Annotated in this window: 16 protein-coding genes, 15 tRNA genes and 1 rRNA gene; 4 read left to right on the top strand and 28 right to left on the bottom strand. The window is 32.9% G+C overall.

Translation table 11 applies throughout. The features are described 5' to 3' along the window. The first annotated feature begins 266 nt into the window (after positions 1–266). Positions 267–557, top strand: a complete 291-nt coding sequence (locus tag ACQKKK_RS16925) for a hypothetical protein (RefSeq protein WP_061461756.1) — start codon at positions 267–269, stop codon at positions 555–557. A 540-nt stretch (positions 558–1,097) separates the two neighbouring features. Here ACQKKK_RS16925 and ACQKKK_RS16920 read toward each other — a convergent pair. The 6 genes from ACQKKK_RS16920 to ACQKKK_RS16895 form a co-directional block, all read right to left on the bottom strand. Continuing rightward, positions 1,098–1,496: a helix-turn-helix domain-containing protein gene (locus tag ACQKKK_RS16920; RefSeq protein ID WP_427617496.1), complete on the bottom strand. Its 399-nt coding sequence runs from the start codon at positions 1,494–1,496 to the stop codon at positions 1,098–1,100. 150 nt (positions 1,497–1,646) lie between these two features. Then, positions 1,647–2,708 (bottom strand): MAE_28990/MAE_18760 family HEPN-like nuclease, encoded by a 1,062-nt coding sequence (locus ACQKKK_RS16915; RefSeq protein ID WP_427617494.1) that lies wholly within the window; start codon positions 2,706–2,708, stop codon positions 1,647–1,649. After that, complete coding sequence (locus tag ACQKKK_RS16910) at positions 2,695–3,882, bottom strand: DUF262 domain-containing protein (protein ID WP_427617492.1); 1,188 nt, start codon at positions 3,880–3,882, stop codon at positions 2,695–2,697. The genes ACQKKK_RS16915 and ACQKKK_RS16910 overlap by 14 nt, the downstream gene beginning before the upstream one ends. Before the next feature lie 301 nt (positions 3,883–4,183). Beyond that, complete coding sequence (locus tag ACQKKK_RS16905) at positions 4,184–5,791, bottom strand: DUF2326 domain-containing protein (RefSeq protein WP_427617491.1); 1,608 nt, start codon at positions 5,789–5,791, stop codon at positions 4,184–4,186. Then, positions 5,775–6,008, bottom strand: coding sequence for an ABC-three component system middle component 7 (locus ACQKKK_RS16900; protein ID WP_427617489.1), 234 nt, complete (start codon positions 6,006–6,008; stop codon positions 5,775–5,777). Before ACQKKK_RS16900 ends, ACQKKK_RS16905 begins: the two co-directional genes overlap by 17 nt. Continuing rightward, a complete protein-coding gene (locus tag ACQKKK_RS16895) occupies positions 6,009–6,767 on the bottom strand; it encodes an ABC-three component system protein (protein WP_427617487.1) in 759 nt (252 codons plus the stop codon). 178 nt (positions 6,768–6,945) lie between these two features. Between ACQKKK_RS16895 and ACQKKK_RS16890 the strand changes: the two genes are divergently transcribed. Next, positions 6,946–7,104: a hypothetical protein gene (locus ACQKKK_RS16890; protein WP_427617485.1), complete on the top strand. Its 159-nt coding sequence runs from the start codon at positions 6,946–6,948 to the stop codon at positions 7,102–7,104. 479 nt (positions 7,105–7,583) lie between these two features. On the opposite strand, the gene ACQKKK_RS16885 is transcribed toward ACQKKK_RS16890, so the two are convergent. The 3 genes from ACQKKK_RS16885 to ACQKKK_RS16875 form a co-directional block, all read right to left on the bottom strand. After that, positions 7,584–7,943, bottom strand: a complete 360-nt coding sequence (locus tag ACQKKK_RS16885; protein ID WP_427617484.1) for a P27 family phage terminase small subunit — start codon at positions 7,941–7,943, stop codon at positions 7,584–7,586. Positions 7,944–8,393: 450 nt separating this feature from the next. Continuing rightward, positions 8,394–9,941, bottom strand: a complete 1,548-nt coding sequence (locus tag ACQKKK_RS16880; RefSeq protein ID WP_427617483.1) for a phage major capsid protein — start codon at positions 9,939–9,941, stop codon at positions 8,394–8,396. Between the two features lie 421 nt (positions 9,942–10,362). Next, positions 10,363–10,767, bottom strand: coding sequence for a replication initiator protein A (locus ACQKKK_RS16875; RefSeq protein ID WP_427617481.1), 405 nt, complete (start codon positions 10,765–10,767; stop codon positions 10,363–10,365). Positions 10,768–11,371: 604 nt separating this feature from the next. Here ACQKKK_RS16875 and ACQKKK_RS16870 point away from each other — a divergent pair. Then, positions 11,372–12,292 (top strand): hypothetical protein, encoded by a 921-nt coding sequence (locus ACQKKK_RS16870; protein WP_427617479.1) that lies wholly within the window; start codon positions 11,372–11,374, stop codon positions 12,290–12,292. 174 nt (positions 12,293–12,466) lie between these two features. Next, on the top strand, positions 12,467–12,700 hold the full coding sequence (locus tag ACQKKK_RS16865) for a hypothetical protein (protein ID WP_427617477.1): 234 nt from the start codon (positions 12,467–12,469) through the stop codon (positions 12,698–12,700). A gap of 144 nt (positions 12,701–12,844) precedes the next feature. Here ACQKKK_RS16865 and ACQKKK_RS16860 read toward each other — a convergent pair whose 3' ends face one another. From ACQKKK_RS16860 to rrf, 19 genes are all read right to left on the bottom strand, one after another. Then, positions 12,845–13,339, bottom strand: coding sequence for a hypothetical protein (locus tag ACQKKK_RS16860; RefSeq protein WP_427617475.1), 495 nt, complete (start codon positions 13,337–13,339; stop codon positions 12,845–12,847). A 21-nt stretch (positions 13,340–13,360) separates the two neighbouring features. After that, entirely contained in the window at positions 13,361–14,218 is an 858-nt protein-coding gene (locus tag ACQKKK_RS16855; protein ID WP_427617473.1) for a hypothetical protein, read from the bottom strand. 154 nt (positions 14,219–14,372) lie between these two features. Beyond that, positions 14,373–15,299, bottom strand: coding sequence for a tyrosine-type recombinase/integrase (locus ACQKKK_RS16850; RefSeq protein ID WP_427617471.1), 927 nt, complete (start codon positions 15,297–15,299; stop codon positions 14,373–14,375). Between the two features lie 131 nt (positions 15,300–15,430). Then, a tRNA-Leu gene (locus ACQKKK_RS16845) sits at positions 15,431–15,511 on the bottom strand. Between the two features lie 8 nt (positions 15,512–15,519). Further along, positions 15,520–15,593, bottom strand: a tRNA-Cys gene (locus tag ACQKKK_RS16840). An 8-nt stretch (positions 15,594–15,601) separates the two neighbouring features. After that, positions 15,602–15,676: transfer RNA gene (locus ACQKKK_RS16835), tRNA-Gly, on the bottom strand. Positions 15,677–15,679: 3 nt separating this feature from the next. Further along, a tRNA-Gln gene (locus ACQKKK_RS16830) sits at positions 15,680–15,754 on the bottom strand. Positions 15,755–15,791: 37 nt separating this feature from the next. Further along, positions 15,792–15,867: transfer RNA gene (locus ACQKKK_RS16825), tRNA-His, on the bottom strand. A 17-nt stretch (positions 15,868–15,884) separates the two neighbouring features. Then, a tRNA-Trp gene (locus ACQKKK_RS16820) sits at positions 15,885–15,958 on the bottom strand. Between the two features lie 6 nt (positions 15,959–15,964). After that, positions 15,965–16,048: transfer RNA gene (locus tag ACQKKK_RS16815), tRNA-Tyr, on the bottom strand. 16 nt (positions 16,049–16,064) lie between these two features. Further along, positions 16,065–16,140, bottom strand: a tRNA-Thr gene (locus ACQKKK_RS16810). 7 nt (positions 16,141–16,147) lie between these two features. Then, positions 16,148–16,223: transfer RNA gene (locus ACQKKK_RS16805), tRNA-Phe, on the bottom strand. Between the two features lie 12 nt (positions 16,224–16,235). Beyond that, positions 16,236–16,311: transfer RNA gene (locus ACQKKK_RS16800), tRNA-Asp, on the bottom strand. A gap of 5 nt (positions 16,312–16,316) precedes the next feature. Continuing rightward, positions 16,317–16,390 (bottom strand) — tRNA-Met (locus ACQKKK_RS16795). Between the two features lie 102 nt (positions 16,391–16,492). Beyond that, positions 16,493–16,568, bottom strand: a tRNA-Val gene (locus ACQKKK_RS16790). A gap of 15 nt (positions 16,569–16,583) precedes the next feature. After that, positions 16,584–16,658: transfer RNA gene (locus ACQKKK_RS16785), tRNA-Glu, on the bottom strand. 10 nt (positions 16,659–16,668) lie between these two features. Further along, a tRNA-Ser gene (locus tag ACQKKK_RS16780) sits at positions 16,669–16,760 on the bottom strand. A 5-nt stretch (positions 16,761–16,765) separates the two neighbouring features. Beyond that, positions 16,766–16,840: transfer RNA gene (locus ACQKKK_RS16775), tRNA-Asn, on the bottom strand. Positions 16,841–16,849: 9 nt separating this feature from the next. Then, positions 16,850–16,965, bottom strand: a 5S ribosomal RNA gene (gene rrf / locus ACQKKK_RS16770). Positions 16,966–17,149: the final 184 nt, after the last annotated feature.

Genomic DNA, 17,149 nt, shown 5'->3' with positions numbered 1-17,149 from the left:
TGCCTTAAAAAGCAGGGTTCTTTTTGTATGTGGCTTGAATCAACATGTCTATCTTGTGTATGCAATTTGGGTCGCTTCTTAAGCCTCGGTGAATGTATTTTGCCTTTGACAATGTTGCCTGTTTTCTATTTACTCAATTTGAGTACAGATATACTTTCATCCGGTTATCAAACATGCTGAACAGCTAAAGATTGACAATCCTTTTATGGTGACTCATACTTGTAGTGTGTTAATGACAGAATATTAAGAATAATGGAGGGGTAATTATGAATAAGATTTTCGTTCCTAACGCAATCGCCACTTTAACAAGACTTTTCTACAGTTCAACTACACAGAATGAGTATTTAGCGATGCGAACCGCTCAATTCTACATTGAAGACCTGAAGTTACTACAAGACGTGGAAGCTGTTGCCTTGGCAATTGAAAATCAAAATGCTTTCGCTTTAATGTCTAAATTTAAATTATTTGATTATAAGGCTGCTGAAGAAATTGAAATTGCACTATCCTCTGCTGGCTATACGGAAGCAGAACTAAATGTTATGAATATTGAAATCTAAAATCATTGGCCAATTTTTCGGAACGAATGGTAGAGTTAGCGCTCTTTGACCCATTCGTTTTTATTTTTACCGTAACACAGAACGAATGATCCCTAAACTATCTCTCTTAAAATAAATTATGAATGAATACTCTGGCGTGTGATGCCGAAGTGTATGAAATGAAATCCTAACGCCCTTAAATGTCCTGTTGATCCTTCATCTTTGAACTGATGGGCAGCACTTTTCAAAATAGGTTTTTGTCTGACAAATCAGCACGGAATTATCTTTCCCTACTATATTCATTGCATACTTTGTAGTGCGTGAAAACACAAAAAAGCTTCACACAATTAAGTGTGAAGCTTGATGTAATAGCGTTTATTCGCTATTGGTGATACCGGTGGCCGGGGTCGAACCGGCACTCCAGAGGAACACGATTTTGAGTCCCATTAGATTCCATAAAAGCTATATAATCAGTAATATCAACGTTTGTTGAACAAACTCATTTTTATTAGTAACACGATTACTGATAATTATGCCCTTACTTCTTATAATCGTCAAGAATCAATGCATTTTCTTATTGAATTTTGCTTGCCCTAATTGTTTATATTTTTGAATGAGCACAGCTTCGAGCTTCCTTGCATCCTCTACTTTTTCGTATTCACCCACTATACGATATTCAAGTTTTCCAGATACCATTAGATGCACATGTTCCGAGTTTCTTCTATTTTTATATCGTCTGCATCTATACCAAACTCCACTACCTATATAAACAATTTCTCCTTTGAGCCAATGTTCATACACAATATATTTATTTACTTTCCTAAGCTCTTTTTGATTAAGACGATACTTTTTTATAAGTTGTTGTATCTTCTGAAAGCTTACATTGTAAATGTTAGCAATATCCTGGTTCGTCATCTTGTCTGATAAATGTTGAATTAGTTGCTCTTTTGTTAGCATCATAAAAAATCACCTCGTTATCCTTATATCTGGGGGAAACGAAGTGTAAATTAAAATGGTGGGTGCATGAATAATAATTCAAACAAACTAATTCACTTTCTTAACTAAAGCGCCCGATAATTAAACTAGGAAAAGCGACCCCAATAAGCTAATTTAAGACTTTAGTAAAAAGAATTTTTGATTATCTTTAGCCTTAAATCCAACTTTAATACCAACATCAATGCTTTCTTGGGCTTCAACTTCTTGATGTTCAACTCTATCAACTTGAATTTCTTTAATATCACTATATAAAAAGGACCTTCTGCGCCCCGATGTATAGGCAACTATTGTATCTCCAGTAGTTATAGGGATATTATTTAATTCTAAACAGATAATTTCATTATTTACAATTAATTTTGGATCATTTAACCCTATTGCATTGTATCTTATTTCATAGACTAGTGTTTCATAATAGATAATATTATATAAAGATAGACCATAGGCTTCCACAAAACGTATATACTCCAACAAATCTTGAGTACCTAGAAGATTAATTTCGGCCCCATGTGCAACATCGTTTCTCCTATTTGCCAAATCATTAAGTTTTTCTAGAACATTTAATTGTTCAGGAATTTCTACTTCGGGGTACACCTCTGTTAAATATTCCTTAAAAGGTTGCTCTTCTCTTATATTATTTGAAATTTCTATTCCGACTTGCTTAAAAAATTGGACAATAATATCATGTTTAAAATTAGCTGTATGATGAGTATAGGCATCTATATTTAAAGTATAGCTTGTAGGTGTCTCTATACATTTATTTAAATTCTTAATAACATCCTCTTTTTTTAAATGTTGGTATTTTGGTAGCGAATCAATTCTCTGTATTAGTTCTGCGGATTTATTAAAATGATTCTTTAAAATTTCTTCGGGCAACTCTCCATATGTTGAAATAATATGACTTAACAGTTCTAAATAGGACTTAATTAAAGTTTCCACAAAGCTTTCCAATAACCCATACAATGATATAATAATCGTTTTATAATTATAAATTGTTTGTTTAATATGAAAAGTTTTAAAATGTTCCTGAAAATCTTCCAATCTAAACAAATACTCTTGAATTGGAGATTCTTTATTATATTTACTTTTCAAAAGATTGGATGTTTTCTCAATACCATTTATAAAATTTCTTAAATCTTCTATTCCTTCTTGAAAAAATGTTAAACTAGCTCTCATCATCGGCCTCTAAAATATTTTCTAGGTATTTTCTAAAAAGCTCAATTCTTTTAATAACATTATTTCTATTTGTATTTCTACCTTCAAATTCTTTATAGTATTCTTCATAAAAATCAGTAAGTCCAGTAAATATTTTTTCTTTATTTTTTATAATTTTATCCTTTTTGGATAGGAATTCGCAGAAAGTATACATTATTGGATCAAAAGCAACTTTTGTAGGTTTTTTATACCAATTCCAATGGTTCTTTCTTTTTCTCCATAGATAAAAGGCATGGTCTCCAAATACCTCATAAACTAACTCAACTGTATTTTCAAAGAGGATTTTAAATTGATCTAAGACATCTTTTTCAAAACGGTTACCATATTTAAGATAAAAGTCTAAAAACTCCTTTAAGGAGGACGATTCATATTTTTCAATCTGTCTAAATGCAAAAAAACGTAAAACTAACTCTACATCTTCCATTTTCCGATATGAATCATTTTCTAATAACTCATACATAAAGTCTTCTTCAGGAATATCCCACATTCTACAGAGATATGTATTTCTAGCTAAGATTAAACAAAGTTTATTCAAAGGTCCATCGTATAGAGCATTTCTTGTTTCTTGTGCTTCTAATTTAATCCCTCCACTATTTAACCTTTCAAAAACAAGTTGTTTCATTCTTGCTGCTTCTTCAGTACTTTTAGCTGTTTCTTGTAATAGTATAATTGAAGAAAGATACCTTCTATCTATTCCTTTTTTTATTTGATCAGGTAATTCAGAATACCTAAGCCCATTTATCTCTTCCCATTCTTCTAATCCCTCTAAAGCAAATTTATCTGTATAAAACTCATAAATAGCTGTTAATCTTTGTAGCCCATCCATAACCTCGTAATAAGAAAATCTTTCTTCATACAAGAAGATAGGAGGTATAGGAACATTCATAATAAATGATTCAATGAGTTTAGACTTTCTTTCTAAATCCCACCTATGTCTTCTCTGAAAGTCAGGATTTAACTCATAATCTTCACTCTCTACCATTGACACAATTTGATTTAGGGGATATCTTGCTGATTCTGTGACAATCCTAGTATCACCTTTTAAGTATTTCTCGTTAATACTCTGAACATTTATTTTTTTCGATTTCTTTTGCTTGAAATTATTAAAATCCAATATCTCTCCTTGTAATAAGTCCATGCTTACCCTCCTTAGTTTTCATATTATAAAATCCTACAACTATATAGTTTATTATTATAAACCAATAGTACAATGGTCTACCACAATCTGGGCCGTTTGCTTAATAAAAAGGAGAAAATACTCCTCAACTACCTGCCCGTAGTTTAACAAAAGAGTCAATATTTCCTTCACCAAAACCATAAAAAAATGCCCAACTAATCAAATGACTAATTGAGCAGATGTCATCCAAGGATGGAATAAAATTGATATTTTATATTAAAATTCACATGCATTTAATTAATTTAAGATTTACTATCCACTGTTATTTTGTATTATCTCTCCAGTCCGCTATAAAGAGTAGATTATCTTTATCTAAATGAATCACTTTTTTATTTTCCAAAATAGTTTGTGTAGTTTCATCGTAAATTTTAATCACATCTATTGCAATAAACGTTTGTTTATCAATTGTACTATAGATTTTAATTATTTCTTCAACTACTGATTTTTCAACGTTCTTAAATAAGAAAGAGTCATGAATAATAAAAGGTAATACCGTCGAAGTAAATATAACTAAGTCAAATATAATTAAATTGGCATATGCATTACCTGTCCCCGTATTATCTACAAAGTTATATTCATACTTGGAAGTAGATAATTTAAGTATTGGTGGAGTTCTTTGTTCATTATGTACTAATGTATAAAGATTTTTCAAACCGGAATTTATACTTTCAGCTATTTTATTGACTAATCCATCTTTAAGTTGCGTTAATTTTTCTGATTTCTCATCTATATTTTTTGATAAGGATGCTAACTTTTTATAATAACTGTTCTGCAACTGTAAGTTTTTTAATATCGAAGATATTTCAACTAGCCTATCAATATAAATACTTGTTTCTTCATTTGGATTTAAAATATTCTCTATCCTGTTATTCACATCCCTGATTTCTTCCTCTAAGGTACTAATTTTTTTACTTAATTCTTTTTTCGCTTTTTTTAGTTCATCGCTTAAAATCGAACTGATTCCTTCATGAAACTCTTCAATCTTTTCTAACTTTTTTATATTTACATCAGGGAAAAATTTTATTAGACTTTCAAATCTCAGTTCTTTTGAATTTGATATCGTTTTGTTAGTCCTATTTAGCCGAGACTTATAATAATCTCTTTGATCCATTATTATTTTCTTTTTTTCTCTCAAGTCTAATATTTCATCAGATATAATTTCTGAAATATTAATTGCAGGACTAAAAACACTCTTGGACAAATTCTCAAGTTCTTGCTGTAATTTATCTATTTCACTGATATTTTTTTTATATATAGTTTGATTTATTTTTGGGATAACGTCCATTTTACCTGCTTTGTTTATTACATTTTTAGTATCAATAAGTGTTTTGATTTCTTTATCTTCTATTTCTATCTTTTCATACTGATTAAATAATTTAATTAATCTTGTAATCGTATCCAGATTTTTTTCTGAACTAACTGTGTGAAGAGGTTTCTTGACATCATAATTATCTTTCCCCCAAACTCTTGAGAACAAACTAACTGCGGACCTAAAAGATAAACCATTAATAGCTATACCATAGTATTCCTTTAAAATTTTACGATAATCAGCAATGCTAATATCTTCCTGTTTTTTATAATTTCCATTACAATTAAACACAACATCAGGCCGCTCAGTACCTCTGCAAAAATAAAATCTCTTTTCCTCAAATTCAAGCATAAAGTAAAACTCATGATGTCCCAAATTAATGATAGCATCGTTGTTATGCGATAAGTAAGTGTCACCTCCAAATATAAAATCAACAATCATTAACAAGGTAGATTTACCTATTGAATTTGAACCCTCATTGTCGCCCATTACAACATTTAGACCTTTATGAAATACAATTTTCTTATTCTTGAATTTTTCACATCTAATCTCTTTTAACATACTTTACTACCCCTTTTTCAAAGTCTACTTGAATTGAATCAAGTATATATAGAACGTCTAAAGAAAAAATAAATTCATCTATTTCTTCAAAATATTCTTGGGTACTTGTGTATAATTGTCCTACTGACAATTCTCCTCCGTTTAATTCATTTAGAATGAATGTCATCTTACCTATAATAGATTCGCTAAACCTAATTACTTTATTAGGAACAATCATCTAAAATACCTCACAGTTCTGTATAAAAAATGAAATGATTATACCACACGCGTCTTTGGTACTATTCTCAGTCTTTTTAGATAGCCATTCAGTAAGTTGTTCATAAACAGTTTGCTGAGATGTTTCAGTTTTTTTTAACTTTAAATAAAATGTTCTAATCTGTGAAGCGATTAACTCAAAACTATCTGGTTCTTGCTTATCAAGTAATGTAAATTGTTCTCTAATATATATGTAGTAATCTGTAATGTCATTTCTTATTTTCCGTTTAGTTATTCCTGTTAATGTGTCGTCAGATTTCTCATCAAGTTTTAAAGCATTCATACCTAGAGCACTAAAATTCCCTTCATGTGAATCTTCTATAAGCTTAAATATAATTTGCTTTATTTCGAGTTCTATTTGATAATCATGATATTTGTCTCTTGCTTCAGCTCTTGCAATTAACATTTTTTTCAAATTATATAATTTCCTATATTCCTCAACAGTCCTAGGATGATCGAATTGCTTATGGCATCGCCTACAAAGAGCTATAAAATTATTCAAGTGGTTTACATCTTCATGAAGTCTTTCTTCACCCTTTAATATTTCAGCTTCTATAGATGTGGGGTTTAAAGGATATATATGTGCTGCTTCAAACCGCTTTTTCTTTTGACCACTTTTCTCATACATTAAAGTTATTGAACATAGTGGGCATAAATTCTCAACTTCAGATAGAAGCATCGCAGATTCATTATCAGTAGGATTTCTTCTGGTATTTGACATATAACACCTCGAATTGTTTTCCATTCCTTACATTTTTTAAATAGAATAAAATAACTTCAATACCCTTCTTTCTTACTAAATTTCATATAGCTATATTACCATTATAAGTATTTTCTAGGCTTAATTACTAGATATTAAGTTATAATTAATATACTTATTAAAAATTGGAGATGACAAAATGAAAACAGCAGAAGAAGTTTTAAAATTGATTTCTGAGTTAAATAATGGTGAAAAGATTAATCTTTTAAGTGCTATGTATGACAAATACTATGATGGTGGTGGGGCAGTTCGTTATAGTGAGAGAGATAAACAGAAAAAGGATACTGATGATTATTAATCGAGCCAAAAGCTCGATTTTCTTTTTTTTGCTAAAAAAATATTGTTGATATCTGTTCAACTAACGGAGTTAAGATAAGTTCAAAGGCATCGTAACAGTCAGCAATAAATAAAAACAATTCAAAAACCGGATTTGGGATGATGTCAACGGTATGCTGATATTTGATTATAGAATAATTAAAAGAGTTAATACGGTGCGTTTTAATAGTTTAACAAGATTTATGATTAAACATATTAGGGTCCTTGTTACCGTCCAATCTGGGCTAATCTATGGACCCGTTTTTTATTGTATTTTCCACAATTCAAAATATTGTTCTAACACTTTTCTAATTTTAAAATTGTCCTTGTATCTTAGTGCCATTGACTGGATATACTGCCCATGAGTCTTATCTACTTTGTCTTCGATTTTCAAGAGCCAGATCAAAGGGTCAATTACTACTTTTTCTTCGAGGATCCTAGCAAATAAAGTTTCTATATGCATCAAAATTTACCACTAAACAAGCCAGTTAAAAAGTCAGACCTTTGATTATCCTCTTTACTTTCAATTTTTAGTCTCATTGAAGAATCAAGAGCTAAAATTTTGTATGCTTCATTTACCTTTGCAGTTGCCTTGTTCATGACTTCAATTGCGGGGGAAATTTTCAGGCCATGAATTCCATTTATCACGGAGCCATGTTCCATGATTTTTTTTTGAGAATCTTCAATTAGAGCCAAGTTAAAAGACAATTGTTCTACAATAAATTTGTCTGTTTCTTGAAATCGGTCAATTTTTTTCAATTCATCTATGATAAATTCGTAATATTCTTTTGCTGTATCGTTAAATCTGACTGGTACGCTCATTTTTATCACCCTTTACATTTTTTTACACAAAAGACCTAAACATAAAAAAAGCCCGATAGTGTGAACGGACCTTCCCAAGTTATAATTAATCAATGTGTGATTTTTTCTAAGTAAATAGGCGGATATATTCACCCACTTATTATGTTTAAAACATAATCTTGTTCATATTAGTTCGAATAAAGTTAAACGATATTGGACTTAACTGTTGTGCTAATAAGACCTTATTTACTGCATTGTGTAGTTCTGTTTTACTTCTAATAGTATCTTTTAAAAGGAATACTGCGACCTTGGCGACAAAGAACCTATAGTCTTCTTCACGAAGGATTGCTTTAAATCTATCTACACCTAATAACTCTCCCAACATTTTCACTCCCATTACTCTTAATAATAGTTTAGAGAACCGAAATAATCTTTGGTCTCTAAACTATCACCTTTATCTAATTCAATGTTTTAAACGATTATCAGCTTAGTTAAAGCATCTGGATTGTAAACTGCCCCATCCACATAAACATCAAACACGAAGCCTATAGATCCTTGAAGTGCATGCTGGGAATCTCGAACGGTGGTCATTTGAGCACCCTTTTTGACCATTACTGCATATCCATCTTGTAAACTACCAACAATACAAGGAATGTCTCCTGCATCACCAGCATCAAGAGAATCTGTGATAATGACTCCTAATCCGAAAAATGTATAAGTTGGTTTTCCATTTCTGATGCCGTTTTGTACGTAGAAATTACCTGCTGCATCTTTTATCTTAGCAACTCGATTATAGAAAGGTCTGGACATAATGAACTCAGAACGCTGTAAGTACTCCGGATGGATTGACAAAGACATGTCTAATAGGGTTTCTAGTAGTTCTTCATCTGTCGCTGTAACAGACAAACTACGTGTACCAATTTCATCATTAGGAACAATACCAGCGAATTCTTCTACTAAGGTACCACGTAAAATTGAACGTTCAATTGCTTTGAAAGTTCGTTTTGCTAATAACTTTGTAATATAATCAGCCATATTCATAGCGGCGTCGTTTATCAACTGATTTGTAAGGGCAATATAAGCACCAGCTCGTTTTTGATTCAAAGTTACTTCCCCAAGAGAAAATGCTTCTTCAATTAAAGACTGACCTTCTCCAACAAACGCTGCCAATCCAACCGATGTTTCACGAGGAATTTTTACTGAACCACTCACAGTTGGAATCTTTCTTGCCTTTGCAAACACTTGGGAACTTTCTTCCAACTTCTCTACGATCATATCCGAAACTGTTTCTGGAATTACTGACCCATGTCCATTTGTCATTTCTAAAGAGCGAAGACTATCATTAAATTCTCTGACTTCTGTTATTTCTCTTTCCTCAACTTCATTTCTGTAAGTTTGTCCATATCGATGTTCTGTTTTCATAAAGTTTGTACTCTCCTTTTGTTTGTTTTTGTAATATTCCTTCTTGTCTATCGATACTTGCATAATGGAAGGAATTTCTACGTCCTCCAACAAATCAATTCCTCTAGCTGCAATTGAACTTTGGGAATAAGCTGGGTCTTTCACAACTGATACTTCAAATAGTTCAAGTTCTTCAATGGTCCTTTCAAAAAGACCAACACCATTAGATTTCCAGCTGTCTTTCACAGTCCTGAAACCAAATGACATATTTTTAAAAATCCCAGAATTAATTAGTTCATAATAATCTTTTCCCCACGATGTTGGGGTAATGGTAGCTTCCATATAGAGTCCTTCATTATCCTCAAGAAGTTTTAAAGAATCATTTTTAGTTGATGCTAAGATTAATTTACTATTATGTTCAGCAAGAAAATCTATATCATGAGCAGCCTTGTTAATTGCTCTTTGAAATGCTCCCTTTGTAATTTTTTCTACAAATTTTTTGGATACCCCAAGAACATTACTTAATTGACCAGTTTTATTCACATAGCCACTCACCGTCATAGTCCCGTCTTTAATTGAATGTAATTCAGTATTTTGAACACGTAATTCCATCTTCATTTTTTACTTCCTTTCAATTTGTTTTTTGAGACTGCCACCAAAAGCAGTTGAATGTAAAATAAAAATAAGCCATGTCCGAAGACATGACTCATTGACCTGAGTTACACTACTCACCTTTTTAAGAAAAAAATCAGAAAAATAGAACTTATTCTGTAAGTCCACTTATTTTAGTTACTGCCTTCTAGCAGCACGAAAGTATGCTTTAAAAAAGGAGAACCAGAATATGGAGACCGGTTCTCGTAAATAGGAGGAAACGTGAATGAATTTAAATACCTAAATTGAAAGGGAACTCACTGTTGAAATCCTTATCTATTATATATATATACAACTTGGAAATTCTAAACAGAATAAATGAACTTTTTCTAAAAATTAGAGACTTTTTATCTCATTTTATACGTTTAAATAGAAACGAAAACTAGGTTCAGCAAAAATCCGGAAGACCGAAGTATTCTACATTATTTTGTTTCTTTTTCCATAGCTCGTATGGAGTTACATAGATTGGGGTTGAAACTCCATTCTTCTTTTCAACTTGATCTTTATAATCAATCAATCCAATATCTTTTAATTGTTTCTTTAGTTTGAAGAAAGTTGCTTTACTAATATTCAATTTTTGTTTAGCTTGGAGTTCTGTAAATATGATAAAGACTTCTCCATTTTTATTTGTATATTTTTTTGCGTTTTCAGGCCTCTTTGAAAGTCCGACCTGATTGGCCATCATTGAATATAGAATGATTCCATTAGCATTTAAAACTCGCGTTTTTTTATCAGAAAACATTTCATAATATACTTCAAAATAACTAGCGCCTCTTTCATATAGTTCGTTCATTGATGTGTTCCTCCAGTAAAAAATATTTATGATTTCTAACTCACAATGTATTTATATCTGGGTTGAATAAAATGTAAACTATTATGAAGGGCTATTTATTAATTTTATAATATCTTACAGCGTGAAGGTTTCCTTCATCGCATATATAAAGTTATTTATTAAAGTTAATTATTAAAGATAATTAGAGTATACTTTTAATACTACTTTTGAAAAAAAATATACTACTCTGTTACAAAAAGTATACTGCATTTTTTTTAAAAAAGTATACTACCTTCATCTAGCCTGAATTTTTGATCCTACGGGAAACTTATAATATAAACATCCACAAAGAAAAAGTTAATTTCCTCTGAAAGCTATCTCAGACATCGTTTTAGTTTAAAAGAATAATTTCTAGGAGGCTTTCGAGGAGACCTATATAAAACATTGGTTAGATAGTTAAAGTCCAGCGCAGGTCAACATAGGCCTCTGAGGATAGGTACAAACCAGTATATTAGTATATTAGTAATCTAAAATGAAAATTTATTATTACTTGTTCAACATAGAAGAATTTTTAAAGAAAAATATGGTAAATTAACATAATAGCAAGTCTACTAGGAGGATTTTAATGATTAATCAATATTATAGGAATTTTACCATACTAACGGGAACAGCTATTTTATTCCTGGCGATTCTTAGAGCCTTCGGAGCTTTTGCACCTAGTATTCTAGTAATGTTTTGTGTATCAGCTGCTGCTTTAATGTATTCTCTTGTTGATTTGATATTGGAATTAAAAAGTGGTATATCCAAAAAAATTGTAATTTCACTTGATATCATAGCAATAATTTTTCTCATTTTGTCTTTTACAACTAAAGGTATGAATAAGCTTTTTAGTATCGATAAACTGATAATTCCCTCTGAGGTTGTTACCTTATTAGCTTTTGGAGTCGTTATTCTAACAATTGGAATTAAAGACAAAAAAGCAATTTCTGAGACTATTGAATCTATTAAGAGTACAATCTATATAGATAAAAATAAAAAGTTTTCTACTTTAGATAGTGACGTTGCAAAAGAAACTATGCAAGAATTAGCTAACTATGAATATAACACTGTATTTCACCTCAACAAGGTAATTCTTGAATTGAAAAAATATGATGGTTACGTTCAGCAATCATCCACAATACACGATGGCTGGTCTATATTTTCTGATTGCTTTGAATACTACCGAATAACAAATGAAGGCCCTTTTTATGACCATGGCCTTAACACCCTTTTCTGGGTTTTCGATGAACACCTCACCTCCGCTGCTTCTATATTTTCTAATCTTTCACAACCTGAAAGAACTCTTAAAATAGCTGATATAGTAATGTTTAAAGAAAGCTTTAGTGTACACAGATATGTAAGAATTAGAAATCATAACTCTTCAGAAGATTATGACAAGGCATATCAACATATTACTGATGCTCTAAAAAGTTGGAATGAGCTTAAATCCATCGCTGGAACAAAATACGAATCACTAGGTACCATTGATCTCTCTAATCAAGAATGATATTAAGACGCCAGTGTTTTAATTGAAAAAATAACTCAGACCACAATCAAGTGGTCTCTTACTTTTAAAAAAATATCGATAATTGGATTTTATAAAATATTGATTTTTTGCAAAAAAAGACCGTGCATTAAGCACCCTTTATGGGTACAATAACAAAAGTAAAGGAGGATTAATATGAGCGTTCGCCCACATCCTGTAGTATGTTATAAAAGGTTAGACGATGATACCGAAATAATCGTTCGGAGTTTCACTCATACAGCTGAAGCATTGAAATGGGCAAAAGAGAACAATATCATGTCTTCTGGTTCAGTGGGTTTTACTATCATGATGAATGACTATCTTCCTCCAAATCAATCTAGGGTAAAAAAGTACCCGAATAGACATTTATATAGATTTGCTAAAGTTTAATATATCTTATTAAAATAAATCTTGTCCCATATAGCACATTTCAGAATTTATTAGTAATTTATATTTACTTAATACTCCGAGGCCATGCCAGACTGATTACGAGCCTCTGGGAGCTATTCTAATTGCTTACTTAGCTTTCAACTTTTATTTAAGGGTTATAGATAAATTTAATTCTTTTTCTTTAAGCGATACAACTGGCTTATGATCTTTATTATCAACAGCAGGTTTGTGGTTATTTCTTTGTTCTTTAGTTATCAACTGTAAAATAAGTTTGTTCTGTTGTTCAATCATATTTAATTTTTTTTGCTGTTTCTCTAGTAATAACTTATGCTCTAAAACACCTTCTCTAAGTTCAGTTATTAATGGCTTAAAATATGCTTCTATATCTATGGGATTATGTATTCCTTTTTCTTTTAACAACTGTTTCACTGCTTTAGAAACTACCACTCCAGGTTCGTTCTTCATTTGAATTAAGTTCTTGAATAATACAACATCGTTTATTGTAAATGACAATTGACCCTGAGTAGTACGTCTGAACTTATATCCGTCTTTCTCGAACATTAAATAATATTTTTTTATTGTTGAGGGAGTCACACCAACAACTTTAGCTGCTTCATTTACATTGTAAGATTGATCCATAGTAACCACCCTTAACTATTATTAACTCTCTAACCAGTTATAGAATCCTTCTGGAACTTTACTCCGCAAGCTTCTAAATTCATTTATTTCATCATCATGTTTATAGTCTGAGTTATAACAAATTTTCTCAAGTGATTTATATGCATAACCCTTTATCTTATCTTCAGGTACGCTAGTCCATCTACCACTCGTAATAGTATCATCTACAAATTTATCAATTAGAATGTTCCATGATTTCTTAGACCATCTTCCAACTGTAAATTGAGTATAGAATTCATTACATGTATTAGTTAATAATTCTCTAAATTTATCAGATGTTAAAGATTCCTTGAAATTACAATTGAAATAATGATTATTTTTTTTATCTTTTTCTTTTTTATTTATATCTTTATATGCTTGGCTAAAAGGTAAAGGCTTGGATTGCCCTTTGTTACAGGCTTGCTCTTCCCTTTTGTCAAACCTGATTGATTCCGATGATGCCCTAAGCTCAATGATTTCCTGTGTATTTGGATTATTCAGGTCTCCCCTTTTGTCAGAACTGACTTCTTTTAACTGTTCTATTATCTTATTAGTTATATGAAAGTATTTTCTGGCTGGAGAACCCATAATTACTGTTTTTATATAACCAGCTTCTTCTAAGTCTTTTATCGCTTTCGCTTGCTGCTTATAAGAAAGTGCTGTCTCTTCTTGTATAGTATCGCTTGTAAGATAGAAGTATTCTTCTCCTCGATATTTAGACAGCATATTTTTACTTCCAAAGCTTTCATAACTGGAACATAACTGACCAAAAATGATTGCTCCATTTACAGATACTTCATGTGCAAGTTCTTTATTAAACATAACGAAGGCATTACCGCCAAGAATGGATAATAATTTCATGTTCTTTTTCTCCTTTTGACACAGAAAAGGAAACTTGCTAAAATTTAATTAGAAGTTAATTCTTCTGTTTTTTTGTTTAGAGATGGTAGAGCCGCCAAACTCATATACCATCTCTTTTATTTATTTTAATACACGAACACACATTCGTACACTATTATAATTTTAGTCCTTTTAAAGCTCCATACTGGTTGTGCTTTCGTTCTATATCAGGTCCCCATAAGTTTACATATCTTTTAGTAATGGACATATCCTGGTGACCCAATAGAGTCATTAGACTGAAAGCATCTATCCCTGCTACAATCATTCTCTTTGCCATGGTATGACGAAAAGTATGCGGACCTACTCTTTTACTGATATTGGCCTCTTTTCTATACTTAGCAAATCTTGTTTGAATACTATGTGGATTTAGATCTTTATCATCTCTATTGATGAACAGCTTTTGAGTTCCTACAGCCCCTCTAATTTTTATATATCGCTTTAATTGTTCTTGCGTAGTCTCTGATAAATATACCGTTCTTTCAAATAAGTTTTTGGTTTTTCTAATAATTAAATGGTTGTCTCTTACGTCTTCTACTTCAATTCCTATTAATTCAGACAAACGGACCCCCGTATCTAAGAAAACTAACAAAATTACTTCGTCTCGAAATCCTACAAATGTTTTTTGTTTTCTTATCGTCTTAATTAATAACTCAATTTCTTTATTGTCTAACGTTTCTATAGTCTTTTGTCTATCTCTCAACAATTTAATATTCTTCATTGGATTCGTTTCTAAATGCTTATTTTTATACAGAAAATTATAAAATGATCGCAGAGCACGTAGCCTAGTATTAATAGTCGTCACTTTTATTAACTTTTTACTATTTATAATTAATTCTTCTAAATCTTTTTGTTCGCACTCAACTAACGGTTTATTGAGATTTTTTATAGCAGCTTTAAATTCATTCTTATAATAGTCAATTGTTGCTGGCCGTAGATTCCTTAAATAACAATCTCTATAGAAAACTTCAAAAGCTTCTTCGTCGTTTATTTTCTTTATAATAATTTTTAATTCTTCTTTTGACAGTTCTCCTCTTCTTCCCATAATTACCTCCTGAACTTAAGCGCGGCATACGATTCGAGGCACACGATTCTGAGTTATTTTTGCCGTATTAAGAAAACAGAAAAAAGATCTCAACATAATCGTTGAGATCTTGATTCTACTAGCTTTCATGATACCGGTGGCCGGGGTCGAACCGGCACTCCAGAGGAACACGATTTTGAGTCGTGCGCGTCTGCCAATTCCGCCACACCGGCATGTATGTTGGAGGCGGCAACCGGAATCGAACCGGTGGTAAAGGTTTTGCAGACCTCTGCCTTACCGCTTGGCTATGCCGCCAACGTTTTTGGAGCGAAAGACGGGATTCGAACCCGCGACCCCAACCTTGGCAAGGTTGTATTCTACCACTGAACTACTTTCGCATATGGCTGGGCTAGAAGGGATCGAACCTTCGCATGACGGAATCAAAATCCGTTGCCTTACCGCTTGGCTATAGCCCATTAACGTTGTATTCATTATACCATGATTTATTAAAAATGGGGCGACTGATGGGAATCGAACCCACGAATGCCTGAACCACAATCAGGTGCGTTAACCACTTCGCCACAATCGCCATTATAAGATTGAAATTGGCAGGGGTAGTAGGACTCGAACCCACACTGGAGGTTTTGGAGACCTCTGTTCTACCTTTAAACTATACCCCTGTAAGATGGTGGAGGGGGGCAGATTCGAACTGCCGAACCCTAAGGAGCGGATTTACAGTCCGCCGCGTTTAGCCACTTCGCTACCCCTCCGCATATGGATGAAACATGGTGCCGGCAAGAGGACTTGAACCCCCAACCTACTGATTACAAGTCAGTTGCTCTACCAGTTGAGCTACACCGGCACTACTATGGTGGCTCAGGACGGAATCGAACCGCCGACACAAGGATTTTCAGTCCTTTGCTCTACCGACTGAGCTACTGAGCCAAGCAATAAAAATGGCGGTCCCGACGGGAATCGAACCCGCGATCTCCTGCGTGACAGGCAGGCATGTTAACCGCTACACCACGGGACCATAGATTGCGGGGACAGGATTTGAACCTGCGACCTTCGGGTTATGAGCCCGACGAGCTACCGGACTGCTCCACCCCGCGACGTTAATAATGTTGCTATTAGGCATCAGATTTTCGTGTTGAGTGTTTCAATGGGATGAATAATCAATCCATCGTGTAGAAACAACCTGATTTTATTAAAAATGGTGGAGGATGACGGGATCGAACCGCCGACCCTCTGCTTGTAAGGCAGATGCTCTCCCAGCTGAGCTAATCCTCCAATATGTTGTCTAAATGGTGACCCGTACGGGATTCGAACCCGTGTTACCGCCGTGAAAGGGCGGTGTCTTAACCGCTTGACCAACGGGCCAGGTGTAAAATGGCGGAGAGCAAGGGATTTGAACCCTTGAGACAGGGTTACCCGTCTACACGATTTCCAATCGTGCTCCTTCGGCCACTCGGACAGCTCTCCAATAATGGCTCCGCAGGTAGGACTCGAACCTACGACCGTTCGGTTAACAGCCGAATGCTCTACCACTGAGCTACTGCGGAACAATATAAGCTTGGCGACGTCCTACTCTCACAGGGGGAAACCCCCAACTACCATCGGCGCTGAAGAGCTTAACTGCCGTGTTCGGAATGGGAACGGGTGTGACCTCTTCGCTATCGTCACCAAACATTGTTAACATTTTTTCAAGACATATATTATTATAACGTCTTTTTGAGAAAATGCAAGAAGAAATTTTCATTCCTTCAAAACTAGATAATAAGAAGGTATTTCATTTTTTAAAAAGCGTTGGTTAAGTCCTCGATCTATTAGTATCAGTCAGCTCCACATGTCGCCACGCTTCCACCTCTGAC

The organism is Peribacillus sp. NPDC006672, assembly GCF_050274955.1.
GTDB lineage: Bacteria > Bacillota > Bacilli > Bacillales > DSM-1321 > Peribacillus.
The sequence above is the reverse complement of the archived record's forward strand: the minus strand, read 5'-3'. Positions and strand labels throughout refer to the sequence as shown.